This is a genomic window from Cytobacillus sp. OWB-43 (assembly GCF_034651445.1).
Classification (GTDB): domain Bacteria; phylum Bacillota; class Bacilli; order Bacillales; family Cytobacillaceae; genus Cytobacillus; species Cytobacillus kochii.
Genome location: NZ_JAYEFF010000001.1, coordinates 30,876 through 43,997 on the forward strand (window position 1 = coordinate 30,876; position 13,122 = coordinate 43,997).

At 35.1% G+C, this 13,122-nt stretch carries 12 protein-coding genes; 6 read left to right on the forward strand and 6 right to left on the reverse strand.

What is annotated here, in order from left to right; translation table 11 throughout:
* Window positions 1-6 precede the first annotated feature (6 nt).
* Entirely contained in the window at window positions 7-1,398 is a 1,392-nt protein-coding gene (locus U9M49_RS00220) for an L-cystine transporter (protein WP_322909119.1), read from the forward strand.
* Window positions 1,399-1,526: 128 nt separating this feature from the next.
* Here the strand turns inward: U9M49_RS00220 and U9M49_RS00225 are convergent, their stop codons facing one another.
* From U9M49_RS00225 to U9M49_RS00235, 3 genes are all read right to left on the reverse strand, one after another.
* Window positions 1,527-2,822, reverse strand: a complete 1,296-nt coding sequence (locus tag U9M49_RS00225; protein ID WP_095369965.1) for an NCS2 family permease — start codon at window positions 2,820-2,822, stop codon at window positions 1,527-1,529.
* Between the two features lie 186 nt (window positions 2,823-3,008).
* The gene (locus U9M49_RS00230; protein WP_095369964.1) at window positions 3,009-4,007 is read right to left on the reverse strand and encodes an inorganic phosphate transporter; all 999 of its coding nucleotides are present in this window, start codon (window positions 4,005-4,007) and stop codon (window positions 3,009-3,011) included.
* 13 nt (window positions 4,008-4,020) lie between these two features.
* Entirely contained in the window at window positions 4,021-4,638 is a 618-nt protein-coding gene (locus U9M49_RS00235) for a DUF47 domain-containing protein (RefSeq protein WP_095369963.1), read from the reverse strand.
* A gap of 452 nt (window positions 4,639-5,090) precedes the next feature.
* Here U9M49_RS00235 and U9M49_RS00240 point away from each other — a divergent pair, with 452 nt between their 5' ends.
* The 3 genes from U9M49_RS00240 (at window position 5,091) to U9M49_RS00250 (ending at window position 8,551) form a co-directional block, all read left to right on the forward strand.
* Window positions 5,091-7,367 carry a HelD family protein gene (locus U9M49_RS00240; RefSeq protein ID WP_322909120.1) on the forward strand — a complete coding sequence of 759 codons (2,277 nt, stop codon included), beginning with the start codon at window positions 5,091-5,093 and terminating at the stop codon, window positions 7,365-7,367.
* The gene (locus U9M49_RS00245; RefSeq protein ID WP_095369961.1) at window positions 7,361-8,179 is read left to right on the forward strand and encodes an aldo/keto reductase; all 819 of its coding nucleotides are present in this window, start codon (window positions 7,361-7,363) and stop codon (window positions 8,177-8,179) included. Before U9M49_RS00240 ends, U9M49_RS00245 begins: the two co-directional genes overlap by 7 nt.
* Before the next feature lie 111 nt (window positions 8,180-8,290).
* Window positions 8,291-8,551 carry a GlsB/YeaQ/YmgE family stress response membrane protein gene (locus U9M49_RS00250; protein WP_095369960.1) on the forward strand — a complete coding sequence of 87 codons (261 nt, stop codon included), beginning with the start codon at window positions 8,291-8,293 and terminating at the stop codon, window positions 8,549-8,551.
* A gap of 189 nt (window positions 8,552-8,740) precedes the next feature.
* On the opposite strand, the gene U9M49_RS00255 is transcribed toward U9M49_RS00250, so the two are convergent.
* The gene (locus U9M49_RS00255) at window positions 8,741-9,652 is read right to left on the reverse strand and encodes an RluA family pseudouridine synthase (protein WP_322909121.1); all 912 of its coding nucleotides are present in this window, start codon (window positions 9,650-9,652) and stop codon (window positions 8,741-8,743) included.
* 212 nt (window positions 9,653-9,864) lie between these two features.
* On the opposite strand from U9M49_RS00255, the gene U9M49_RS00260 reads away from it, so the two are divergent.
* The gene (locus tag U9M49_RS00260) at window positions 9,865-10,236 is read left to right on the forward strand and encodes a DUF5365 family protein (RefSeq protein ID WP_095369958.1); all 372 of its coding nucleotides are present in this window, start codon (window positions 9,865-9,867) and stop codon (window positions 10,234-10,236) included.
* A 79-nt stretch (window positions 10,237-10,315) separates the two neighbouring features.
* Here U9M49_RS00260 and U9M49_RS00265 read toward each other — a convergent pair whose 3' ends face one another.
* Window positions 10,316-10,789, reverse strand: a complete 474-nt coding sequence (locus tag U9M49_RS00265; RefSeq protein WP_095369957.1) for a thioredoxin family protein — start codon at window positions 10,787-10,789, stop codon at window positions 10,316-10,318.
* Complete coding sequence (locus tag U9M49_RS00270; RefSeq protein WP_095369956.1) at window positions 10,786-11,232, reverse strand: disulfide oxidoreductase; 447 nt, start codon at window positions 11,230-11,232, stop codon at window positions 10,786-10,788. Before U9M49_RS00270 ends, U9M49_RS00265 begins: the two co-directional genes overlap by 4 nt.
* A gap of 263 nt (window positions 11,233-11,495) precedes the next feature.
* Between U9M49_RS00270 and U9M49_RS00275 the strand changes: the two genes are divergently transcribed.
* Window positions 11,496-13,040 carry a bifunctional GNAT family N-acetyltransferase/carbon-nitrogen hydrolase family protein gene (locus U9M49_RS00275; RefSeq protein WP_095369955.1) on the forward strand — a complete coding sequence of 515 codons (1,545 nt, stop codon included), beginning with the start codon at window positions 11,496-11,498 and terminating at the stop codon, window positions 13,038-13,040.
* The last annotated feature ends 82 nt before the right edge of the window (window positions 13,041-13,122 follow it).

Here is a 13,122-nt window from a genome sequence, read left to right on the forward strand (position 1 = left end):
GTAATGATGGATAATGTATGGTTTATTATTAACTTAGCATTAATGATTGGTTTTATTAGTTTATTATTTATTATGCAACGTAAACATAGTTCATTTTCTAAAAGAGTCTTTACGGCATTGGGAATAGGTATATTGTTTGGTTTAGCATTGCAACTGATTTATGGACCAACTTCAGAAGTATTGGCAAGGTCAACAGATTGGTTTCAACTAGTTGGTGGGGGTTATGTTAAATTCTTACAAATGATTGTTATGCCACTTGTGTTTATTTCCATTTTAGGAGCGTTTACAAGATTGAGCCTCTCAAGTAATATTGGTAAAATTAGTGTATTAATTATCGGAATACTACTTGGGACTACAGCTTTGGCTGCTATTGTAGGTATTGGTTCGGCGACTGTCTTTAATTTAGAAGCCATCCAAATTGAAGAGGGAGATGCAGAAATCAGTAGAGGGACACAAATGGAAGAAACATCTCAATCACTAGCAGCTCAAACATTGCCTCAACAAATTTTAGAGTTACTTCCTGCAAACCCTTTTCTTGACTTAACAGGAGCGAGAGCGACTTCAACGATATCGGTCGTTATATTTGCAGCAATCTTAGGTATTGCCTACTTGGGCGTAAGAAGAAAAACACCTGAGCAAGCAGAGGTATTTGCAAAAATTGTCGATGCCTTTTATAGCATTATTATGCGTGTGGTTACACTAATCCTTAGATTAACTCCTTATGGCGTGCTAGCTATTATGACAAAGACAGTTGCATTAAGTGATTTCTCTGCAATCTATAATTTAGGAAAATTTGTCATTGCTTCATATGTAGCGTTAGCGGTTATGATGCTAATTCATTTGTTATTATTACTATTTGTCGGATTAAGTCCACTACAATACTTAAGAAAAGCTTTTCCAGTGCTTGCGTTTGCCTTTACGTCAAGAACAAGTGCTGGGGCATTACCTTTAAATATTAAGACGCAAAAATCATTAGGGGTGTCAGATGGAATAGCCAATTTCGCTGGCTCATTTGGTCTCTCGATTGGACAAAATGGTTGTGCGGGTATTTATCCGGCTATGTTAGCTGTTATGATTGCACCTACGGTCGGGATTAATCCATTACAACCAAGTTTTCTACTTTCTGTTATCGTTATAGTTGTTATCAGCTCATTTGGCGTTGCGGGAGTAGGTGGAGGAGCTACTTTTGCAGCCATTCTCGTCCTTTCAGCTTTAGATTTACCTATCGCGCTTGCGGGTTTATTGATTTCAATTGAACCGTTAATTGATATGGGAAGAACAGCGGTAAATGTAAGTGGTTCTATGACTTCGGGTATATTAACGAGTAAAATTACGAAAGATATCGACCAAGAAGTTTATAATAACCCACATAATAAAATTGAAGAGGTAGAAGTCTAACTCATTCAATCCTATATTGGTAAAAAAGAAAATCCGAACACTCATCAATCAGATGCTTAAATTGCTTTAGCATTTGGTGAGGTGTTCGGATTTTTTATTTAGCTAATATATGTTTTAATCATTCAACTTTAATGTGGTAAAAAGAGCAATTGAATGAGAAATAATACAGCGAAAATATAAACGAGTGGATGAACTTGTTTACCTTTGCCTTTAAATATTTTTAAGATTGGATGTGTTATAAACCCGAGTGCAATACCTGTAGCAATACTAGAAGTGAGCGGCATCGTCAAAATAATTAAAAAGGCTGGGAAAGCTTCATCAAACTCACCCCATTTAACTTTAACTAAGCTTCCCATCATTAAGCTACCAACAATTATGAGTGCAGGCGAAGTAATGGCAGCAATGCCTGAAACCGCACTGACAAGTGGACTAAAGAATGCAGCAACGATAAAAAGGATACCTACTGTCAAAGAAGTTAGTCCGGTTCGTCCACCGGCGGCAACTCCACTAGAAGATTCAATGAAAGCAGTTGTAGGGCTTGTTCCGAACATAGAACCGACAGATGTGGCTAATGAATCAGATAATAAAGCCTGTCTTGCACGTGGCAATTTATTCCCCTTCATTAAACCAGCTTGTTGGGCAACACCAATCATTGTTCCGGTTGTATCAAATATTGTTACTAATAAAAACGAGAAAACAACCGCATAAAGGCCATGAGTGATGACGTCCCCAATAGCTGAAATGGGGTTGAATACTAAAATGCCTTCTGGAAGCGAAGGTAAAGATGTAAGCCCGTCACTAAACTGTAGTTGCCCAGTAAAGAACGCGATTAAGCCTGTTATAATCATGCCGAAAAACAGTGCTCCAGATACATTTAGTGCGATTAAAATGAGTGTGATGACTAAACCAACTAGCGTTAATATTGCCGAAGTTGCTGTTAAATCCCCTAGAGCAACAAGATTGCTAGGATCACTTGTAATAATGCCGGACATTCGCAGTCCAACAAATGCAATAAATAAACCAATACCAGCTGAAATTCCAGCTTTTAAGTTTTCGGGAATGGCTTCAATTAATTTTTCACGAAAAGCAGTTAAAGATAAAATCACAAAGATTAGTCCGGCTACGAAGACGGCAGCAAAAGCTGTTACATAATCTAAGCCCCCACCAACAACAGAATAGGCGAAATAAGCATTTAATCCCATACCGGGAGCAATAGCAATTGGATAATTAGCAAAAAGGGCCATCCAAAGTGTACCAACAACTGCTGCAATAATCGTTGCAGTAAAGACTTGATCAAATGGGACACCAGCGTCAGAAAGAATGACTGGGTTAACAACAACAATGTATGCCATTGTTAAAAAAGTTGTAAAACCGGCGAGTATTTCTGTTTTTGCTGTAGAATTGTTTTCTTTTAACTTAAACATTAGAATCCTCCAAGCTGTAAATACATGGTCGTGTGTAATAATACGAACGAAAAAAGGTCACATGGACTATAGTATTCGTTTTTATGAAGATTTTCAAGTTCTTTATAGTATTTGTTATATATGTGTTCTTATTAGAAGAAGACAAAAAATCCTTAAAGGATATAAACCCTTAAGGATTTGTTTGCATTATAAGAAAGAACTCAAAATCAAATAAGTTAATCCAGCTATTGTTGCTGAAATCGGCAAAGTAATAACCCAAGTAATTAACATACGTTGTGCTGTTCCCCATTTGACTCCTTTTACTCGATGGGCTGAGCCTACACCGAGGATAGATGAAGAAATAACATGAGTTGTACTAACTGGCATATGTAGTGCGGTTGCACCAAAGATGACCATTGCCCCCGTAATGTCTGCTGCTACTCCGTTAACAGGGCGAATCTTCATGATTTTACCGCCAACTGTTTTAATAATTTTCCAACCACCAACAGATGTACCCAGTCCCATCGCGATTGCACAAGATAATTGGACCCAAAAAGGAATGTCCGTTGAAGTTACATAGTTATTGGAGATTAACGCTAGTGTGATAATCCCCATCGCTTTTTGTGCATCATTTGTACCATGGGTATATGATTGCAATGCAGCGGTGAAAATTTGTATCGTTCTAAAATTTCTATTTGTCTTTGTTAAATTATTATTTCTAAAAACAATTTTAAAAATGCTATAAATAATAAATCCGGCTGCAAAAGCAATCAGTGGTGAAAAAATGAGTGCCTGTATAATACCGATAAATCCACTATAGTTTAATGCAGAAAAGCCAGCTGACGCAATGGCAGCACCTGCGATTGAACCAATTAAAGCATGAGAGGATGAACTTGGTATGCCGAAATACCAAGTCAAAAGGTTCCAGAAAATCGCTGCTATAAGGGCAGATAGAATGACAATTGAGCCGTTTTGTAAGGTGAAAGGATCGACAATATCCTTCGTAATCGTTTTCGCAACACCTGTAAAAGTCATTGCACCTACAAAGTTCATTGTTGCAGCTAGTATAATAGCATGTCTAGGTTTCAAAGCTTTCGTTGACACTGAAGTTGCAATAGCATTCGCTGTATCGTGAAATCCGTTAATAAAGTCAAAGACTAAAGCAAAAATGACGATTAATACTGTGATAATTAAAATTGCATCCATTAGTTATTGCTCCTCACGCGTTTTTCATTATAATTGTTTCGAATGCGTTGGCAACTGTTTGGCAGCTGTCAGCAATTTCCTCTAGGTTTTCGTAAATTTCTTTCTTCTGAATGATGCGAATTGGATCTTTTTCAACAGAAAAAAGATGTTTAATAGATTGGCGTAATACGCCGTCGCATTTTGATTCTAGGTCTTTGATTTTAATTGCATGATCTCGTATTTTTAGCAACTTTTTAGAGGATAATAGCTCAACTGATTTTTCAATTTCTACTGCACTTTGTTGAATAGCTTCTACAAACTTTAACATATATTCATCAGCATTAATGATGGAGTACATTTCAAATAAATCTGCTGTTTGTTCAAAACCATCTAATACGTCATCCATTGCCATTGCAAGATGAAGAATATCTTCTCTTTCAATTGGTGTAATGAAGGCATTGTTTAATTCTTTAATTGTTTCATGAACAAGTGTGTCGCCTTTTGTTTCGTATTCTTTCATTTTTTCTGAGAAAATTTTTAAGTCACTAATGTTATTTAGCTTATAATCGGCGAAATACATAGCTCCTTCTTTTAAGTTGATTGCAATATCACTTAACAATTTATTGAATTTATCTTGTTTTTTAAAAACCATCATTAATACCCCCAGTAATTTTCGGAAAATAAACCCTTCAAACGTTATTATTTTAAACGAAAAATTTTATTGTATAAAGCGTAATTTTCGGGTCTAGAAGAAAAATGTCGAATTATGTTCAAATGTAATCTAATTGTAATGTTTCTTATTATTTAATTAAATACCTTTATATCCCTTGTTATTACTAACTTTCTAAGAGTATGAGTGAGTGGAATCCATACTATTTTTCATGAATTGGTTGTATTCGCCTTTACAAAAAATTAATAAAGTTTTTCTTTACTTTTACATTATTCCTTAACTTAATTAATATCTATTCATATTGGAATGTCTTAAAAGTACTGCGCATTTATTTGATTGTTATGCATTTTTCTGATAATATATATTTCTTCTCACTTACACAACGTCAGATTACTCTCCATCAGCGGCTAATTATTAAAATGGAGGTAAATGATATGACAACGGTACATCAACACCCCGATTACAATGAAGAAAACCAGCGCTTAGAATATACAAAAAGATATATGGAAGCTGTTATTAAAACAGCAGAGACATCGAAGGATAATTTTCAAGACAATATGAAAGCAGCCTTTAAAGACGTCGATTCCAGCTTAGGTTATTCGTCCTTATTAACGAATGCTCGCTTTTTTGATATGTCAAAAGAAGAGCTATCAAGTTTGAAAAAGTCCCGTCTCAAACCTTATTTTGCAAGAATTGATTTTTCCAGAGATGATCAACCGGCGGAAGAAGTTATCTATATTGGGAAAACGTCTTTATACTCAAGAGAAAATCAGGATCAATTAATTGTCGATTGGCGTTCACCAATAGCAAATCTTTATTATGAAGGCAGACTAGGGGATGTTTCGTATGTCTCTAATGGAGAGAATTTTAACGGTGAGCTTTTATTAAAAAGACAATTTATGATGGAGCGAGGCCTCCTAACTGAGATTCGTGATATTGATTTGACAACAAATGATCAATTGTTACAAGAAACCCTAGCTGGAAGTGCAAGTAATCGCCTCACAGAAATCGTATCTACTATACAAGAGGAACAAAATAAAGTTATCAGAGCTGATTTGAATAAACCTATCATCGTTCAAGGCGGTGCGGGAAGTGGTAAAACGACGATTGCTCTACACCGAATTAGTTATTTTATCTTCCAATACAAAGAAAACTTTCAACCTGAGCAATTGATGATTATTGCTCCAAGTAATCTATTCCTTGATTATATTTCCGAAGCGCTACCTGAGCTTGGTGTTGAGAATATTAAGCAAAAAACGTACGAGGATTATGTAATAGGAGCGTTACAAAAGGAAAATATAAAATTGAAAAAAGATGATAAGTTAATTCACTTATTAGAGAAAAATCATCAAAAGGAAACAGTTCATGCGCTTCAAATATCAAAATTGAAGGGGTCTAAAGTTTTTCAAACAATACTGAATGAATATATGAAAGAAATATTTCTAACTTTTCATCCGCCTACTGATTTTTATGTTGATAAGTATCGATTATATAAAAGTGCAAGATTTGTGCAATTATTGGAAGAAGATTTTTATTATTTACCTTTGTATAAGAGAATAAATAAGTTACGTTCGATATTACAAAATGAAATAAAACATAAAAAAAAGAAAATGCTTGAGAAAATTGAAATGTTTTATGATGACAAAATTGAAAGAGCATTATATCAAGCGAAAGATCCCGTGAAGAGAAAAAAATATGTATCACAAGCCCTTGATAAGAAAGAAGCAAGGTTGAATGAAATGAAAACGGCAATAAAGAGATCGGTAGCTACATATATGAAGCAATTTCCTAAAAAGAATATTTGGTCCTATTATAAAGATTTATTTCAAAATCCACAGCAATTAGTAAAACGCTCACATAATCAGTTAACACAAGTAGAAGCAGAAAATATTATACGGTATCAACAAGACTTGTTTAAGAGGCGAATGTATGAAAGAGAAGATTTAGCTTTATTATTGTATTTGCAGGTTCATTTGTTTGGAATTGAAAAAGAGTGGAAAGTAAAAAACATAGTCATCGATGAGGCGCAAGATTATACGTTCATGGAACTTCTTTCTCTTAAGAAAGCAGCTGATACCGATATGTTTACATTAGTGGGAGACTTAGCACAAGGTATTCACTCTTATAGAGGGCTTACATCTTGGGAAGACGTAAAGGCTGAGATTTTCCCTCGAGCCACTTATACAGAATTACAGAAGAGTTACCGGACTACTGTAGAAATTATGGAAGCAGCTAATCATATATTAAAAAAACTGCCGTATACCTTTCCTGAAGTAAAGCCTGTTGTTAGACATGGAGAGCATCCGCAGTTTATCCCATCCCCCGAAGGCAAGCACTATATAAATGTCTTAGAGGCTAAATTACTTAAAGTAAAAGAAGAAGGGTTTAAAACTTTTGCATTAATTGGGAAAACGATGAACGATTGTATGAAGCTTTATCAACAATTTGAAAAAACTGGCGATATGGTGGTTTATTTACTAGGAGAACATGGACAAATTCCTAAAGAATCAGTCGTCATTGTTCCGGCTTATTTAGCAAAAGGTTTAGAGTTTGACGTAGTATTTATCTTTTCGATTGATGAAGTATTTACCTCAAAAGCTCCTTTAGAAATACAGTTGTTATATGTGGCAATGACTCGACCGCTTCATCGTTTATATTTTTATGGAAATAAAAAAACAGACTTTTTACTTGAGGAGGATGAGGGATGGTAAAAATACCTAATGTAAAATTAGCAAATGGGGTCTTGATGCCCCAATTTGGTTTAGGAGTATATAAAGTAGAAGAAGGTAAGGAAGTGGAAAATGTCGTAAGGAATGCGATTCAACTAGGTTATCGCTTAATCGATACTGCCAGCTTCTATGATAATGAAGAAGGTGTAGGCAGAGCAATAGAACAAAGTGGCATACATAGAGAAGAGCTGTTTATTACGACAAAGGTTTGGAATGATGATCATGGATATGAGCAGACGATTGCAGCCTTTAAGAAAAGTTTGAAAAAATTACATTTATCTTATATTGATTTATATTTAATTCATTGGCCCATGCCAAAAAAGTATAAAGATACGTGGCGAGCACTTGAGTATTTGTATGAAGAAGGGTTAGTAAAGGCAATAGGCGTTAGTAATTTTCACGAACATCACTTAGAAGAAATAAAAAAAGACGCAAATATAATGCCAATGGTAAATCAGGTTGAATTGCACCCGCAATTATCACAACAACCACTTCGTGAGTATTGCTGGAGTAATAACATTCAAGTGGAGGCGTGGGCGCCAATTGCAAGAGGTGAACTGTCTAAGGAGCCACAATTTGTTACCTTAAGTGAAAAATATAATAAAACAGTCTCGCAAATTATTCTGCGTTGGCATATACAAAATCAAGTAATTGTTATACCTAAAACAACGAAATTAAAGAGGCTAGAGGAAAATCAAGCTATATTTGATTTTGCTCTGTCTGACGAGGATATGAGTGTTATTGACGAATATAATAAAAATAAACGGATGGGTAAAAATCCTGACGATTTGTAATTGATATTTCCATATTAGGAAAAAAGTGAATGAATGATTTATTAAATGCTTTCACAACCTAAGTGTACATCTAATGAAGATGAAATAGATGTAATGAAGGAGTGAAGAGCATTGTTTAGCTTTTTATGGTCATTAATTATAGGTGGACTTATCGGTTGGGTAGCGAGTTTAATCGCAGGTAGAGATATCCCAGGAGGAGTTATAGGCAATATTATTGCTGGCTTCATCGGAGCTTGGTTAGGGACTCTTATTTTAGGAGACTGGGGACCAGTAATCGCAGATTTTGCTATAATTCCAGCGATCATTGGTGCGATTGTGCTTGCCTTTGTCGTAAGTTTCATCATGAGGTCCATGAGGAAATCGACAGATTGAATAAGTAAAACGAACAATTTGAACTGTACTCCAATTGTTAGAAATGAGCTAACAATTGGAGGTGCAGTTTTTTTATGGCTAAATTTAAGGAGCACTTCACTTCGAATTTGCTCGTTGTTTTGTGTTTTTATTATCGATTGTAAATAGATAAATAAAAGAGCTGATAGTAGACTTTGTACTTTGTTTCCTTTATGGACATAATGAGCGGAAGTCTGCTGGTGCCGGACAAGTGATTTCCTGTTTTTCTTTTGTGAAGGGGTGCTGCCACTCGAGTTTATAAGCATGCAATGCTTGTCTTGTTAGCAGGTTCTTTCCTCCATATAAATGATCACCAACGAGTGGATGTCCGATATGACTTAAATGGACACGAATTTGATGGGTTCTGCCTGTATCAAGTTGACAAGTAATGAGTGAAATATTTCTTTTGCTGTCATAAGCATGGACGTCATAGGTCGTTTTGGCATATTGCCCTGTAGTTGAGACTCTCCGCTTATTGGAATGATGGCGATCCTTTCCGATGGGGAGTTCAATACTATCATGTTTATTTTTAAGTTGGCCATGGACGAGAGCCATATACGTGCGCTTGATAGTTCTTTGTGCAAGTTCTGTATCAAGGATAGCACCTGCTAAAGAATGTTTGGCAAATAGTATCACACCAGATGTCTCCTTATCTAATCGGTGAATATGTCGGATGTAAGTAGATTCACCCTGGAGTTGCATATAATATTTGGCTGCATCTAAAAGAGTATTTTTTTGGACTAAGGTGTGTGGGTGTGTTTCCATCCCAGCAGGTTTGTTAAAAATGATTAAATGATCATCCTCGTACCTAACATCTACATCTGTATAGAAACCATCATTCTCAAGATTTTCTACCTGATGATCCGTTAAAAGTTTGAATTGTAACCGATCTCCATGGATTAGTGGCTTTTCCCATATAATAGGGTTGTTATTCTTTTTTACGCATTGTTCCATGCGCATTTGATGAGTCAGCTTTTTAGGGGCGCCCCAAATCTCTCTAAACAATTGCGTTGCAGATTGTCCAGCCCATTTTTTTGGAATGGTTAATTCAAACCATTCTCCTTTTTTACTTACTGTTACCATTATTTACTTCCTTCCTTTTAAGCATTTCATATAGTGTTTATTCATATAGATGAAAGTGTATTTAACAAGGATTATTTAAGTTCTCTTTTAGAAAACGATATTTGCATCAATAGTATATAAAATCATGGTGATAATTACCACCGAGAGGCAAAAGTAGTTTATGCTATTCTATTGGTAATCATGAAGTATTAGTGAACAAAGGTGGGTTACTTGTGAAAGTAGTTTTTGCGGCAACAACAGAACAAGAGGAGCAAATTGAAGCATTGGTCGATAAAATGTTTCATCATGTTTTACCTCATTATTTTTCAGAAAAAGAATTACAGGCATTTGGTGACATGAATATTTTAAAGCCGACAGAGAAGTGTATGGAAACTTTAGGAGATGCTTACTCGGTATTGGCTAGTTTACAAACTTTAATGCACCTTCTTGAAGATGCAGGGTTGAAGAAAGAACATTGTGAGTTATTTAAAAGAAATACTGAGATTTTAAATCGTTTTGATATCTCTTTTCCATTTTCCTTTCATCATTTCCTTCCTGAACAAACGAAAGAGCCAATAAATATAGACCAAGCATACTTACAGTAAGAATCATTAAAGGGAAATACAAAAAAACGACCAAATGTTCAAACATAAATTTGGTCGTTTTTTTAATTTTAATCCGTTTTTATTCTGTTACGTTTTCCTCAAACCAATCTTGAAATACAGCTTCCTCTTGGTATCCTGTAATACGAGCTACTTCTTTTCCATCTTCATAATGCACGATAGTTGGTGTTTCTGAAATACCAAAGTCATTCCAACCTTGATCGAATTCTAGTAAGTTGTATTGTAATAAGTCAACGCCTAAGTCATCAGATAAAGGAGCAACAATTGGAGTTGTTCTTTGGCAGTGAGGGCATGTCGGACTAAAAAAGTATACTGTAGCTTCGCCGCTTTCACTTAATTGACTTTCTAAATCCTCCGGTAACACAATATTGCTATAATTAGGATCATCTAACTGATCAATCGTTTCTTGCTCTAAATCAGTTGTTCCGTAAGGGTTGTCCCCTGAAACTTTTTGATCGTTCTGCATTTTTGTTAACAGTGCAACTCCACCAAAAAGAATAATAATGACTGCTAAGAATATGATAATTTTTTTCATTCGGTCTTCTCCCCCTTTGTTTTTTTCCATATCATGACACTACAAATAAAAATAATAATAAATGCAACCAATGCTAGAAATGGAATAGTGATAAAGCCCAACCAGTTAATATACTGTCCCGTACAAGGAACTCTGCCACATGCTGGCGCGCTTTCAGTTAAAAAAGAAAACTTTTGAATACCGTAATGGTAAATAGAGATGAGTCCTCCAATTCCAGATAAAATCATCGTATAAAAGCTGATTCGAAAGTCTTTTTTAACTACTGCTATGCCTAAAATGACAATTAGAGGATACATAAGAATTCTTTGGTACCAGCATAATTCACATGGCTCATACTGTCTAATTTCCGAAAAATATAAACTGCCGAAAACAGCAATGACTGAGGCAGCCCATGCTGTAAACAGTATACTTTCCCTAGCATCCTTCTTTTCTGTTGGTTTCATAACGTTCTCCCTTTTTTCATATTTATAGGCGAAATGAAAAATATGTATACTAACGTATTTTAACAAATTATACGTCTCTTTAACGTAAAAATAAACGATGCTTGAGAAAATTCTATAAAAAGTCATAAAATCAACACAAATCAAGCATAGTTATGTGTTGACAAATGAATCTATAGGGAGACCATTTGCCTAAGATTAGAAAAGGGAAAATAGGGGTATAAGAGTAACAAACGTTTGTTTCAATGAAAATAAGGGGAGTATTTATGAGAAAATTAGATTTAAGCAAATTTGAGAAAAAAATGATTATTAGAAATATGAAAGAAGAAGATATCGACAAAATTATTGCGCTACAAGAGGTATGTTTTCCAGGAATGGATCCATGGAAAAGAGATCACCTTGAAAGCCATTTAAATATATTTTCGGAAGGACAATTTGTAGCAGAGTATGATGGTGAAATCATTGGTTCTTGTTCCAGTTTAATTATTAATTTTGATGAATATGATGATCGCCATACATGGGCTGATGTCACTGATGACGGTTATATAACTAACCATAACGATGATGGCTACAATCTGTATGGTATTGAAGTAATGGTTCATCCTGAGTATCGTAGAATGAAGATTGGTCACCGTCTTTACGAGCAAAGAAAGGAGCTAGCTCGGGAGTTAAATCTAAAGAGTATTATTATTGGAGGGCGAATCCCTAATTATCATAAGCATGCAAAAGAGATGAGTCCGAGAGAATATGTTAATGAAGTATCACTTCATAAAATATATGACCCTGTATTATCCTTTCAATTATTAAATGGTTTTACACTGATGAGGATAAACCCTAATTACTTGCCAGATGATAGGCAATCCAATAAATACGCAACATTAATGGAATGGAATAATGTTGATTATAAATCGACAACGAAAAGATTTTATAAAACAAGTTATCCAGTTAGAATTTGTGTCGTACAATATATGATGCGCCAAATTCAATCGTTTGAAGACTTCGCTAGTCAAGTCGAGTATTTCACAGATGTTGCGTCAGATGCAGAAGCGGACTTCGCAGTTTTTCCAGAGATATTTACGACGCAATTAATGTCATTTCTGGACGAGAAAGTACCGAGTCTTGCCATAAGGAAGCTTACTGAGTATACGGAAGAGTATATTCAATTATTCACTGATTTAGCTGTTAGGTATAACATAAATATTATAGGTGGATCTCATTTTGTAAAAGAGGATGAGGATAAAATTTATAATATAGCCTATTTATTTAGACGTGATGGTACGATTGAAAAGCAATATAAACTCCATATTACTCCTAATGAAAGAAAATGGTGGGGGATATCCCCAGGTGACGCTGTCCGCGTTTTTGATACTGATTGTGGAAAAATTGCGATTCAAATTTGTTATGATATTGAATTCCCTGAATTAGCTCGAATTGCGACTGATTTGGGAGCAAAAATTATATTCGTTCCTTTTTGTACCGAGGACAGAGAAGGTTATTTACGTGTTCGATACTGTGCACAAGCTCGGGCAATTGAAAATCAAATTTATACAGCAATATCAGGTACAGTAGGGAATTTACCACAAACAGAAAATATGGATATACAATATGCACAATCAGCGATTTTTTCACCTTCAGATTTCGAGTTTGCTAAGGATGGAATTGTCGGGGAGACGAATGCAAATATTGAAATGGTGCAAATTGGTGATGTAGACTTAGAGGTATTAAGAAGGAAAAGACAGGACGGTACAGTAAGACATTTGAAAGATAGAAGGCATGATATTTATCAAATTCAATATCGTAATCATAAATAAATTCTATAGATAGCTATCCTTGCACGAACAAATTTATTTGTTCGTGTTCTTTTTGGAAAATGATGAATGTGGACTCTTAGGG

What these genes read in the sequence shown, in the direction of transcription:
- U9M49_RS00220 (WP_322909119.1), top strand. Translation starts at nt 7, where the DNA reads ATGGATAATGTATGGTTTATTATTAACTTAGCATTAATGATTGGTTTT.
- U9M49_RS00225 (WP_095369965.1), bottom strand. Translation starts at nt 2,822, where the DNA reads ATGTTTAAGTTAAAAGAAAACAATTCTACAGCAAAAACAGAAATACTC.
- U9M49_RS00230 (WP_095369964.1), bottom strand. Translation starts at nt 4,007, where the DNA reads ATGGATGCAATTTTAATTATCACAGTATTAATCGTCATTTTTGCTTTA.
- U9M49_RS00235 (WP_095369963.1), bottom strand. Translation starts at nt 4,638, where the DNA reads ATGGTTTTTAAAAAACAAGATAAATTCAATAAATTGTTAAGTGATATT.
- U9M49_RS00240 (WP_322909120.1), top strand. Translation starts at nt 5,091, where the DNA reads ATGACAACGGTACATCAACACCCCGATTACAATGAAGAAAACCAGCGC.
- U9M49_RS00245 (WP_095369961.1), top strand. Translation starts at nt 7,361, where the DNA reads ATGGTAAAAATACCTAATGTAAAATTAGCAAATGGGGTCTTGATGCCC.
- U9M49_RS00255 (WP_322909121.1), bottom strand. Translation starts at nt 9,652, where the DNA reads ATGGTAACAGTAAGTAAAAAAGGAGAATGGTTTGAATTAACCATTCCA.
- U9M49_RS00265 (WP_095369957.1), bottom strand. Translation starts at nt 10,789, where the DNA reads ATGAAAAAAATTATCATATTCTTAGCAGTCATTATTATTCTTTTTGGT.
- U9M49_RS00270 (WP_095369956.1), bottom strand. Translation starts at nt 11,232, where the DNA reads ATGAAACCAACAGAAAAGAAGGATGCTAGGGAAAGTATACTGTTTACA.
- U9M49_RS00275 (WP_095369955.1), top strand. Translation starts at nt 11,496, where the DNA reads ATGAGAAAATTAGATTTAAGCAAATTTGAGAAAAAAATGATTATTAGA.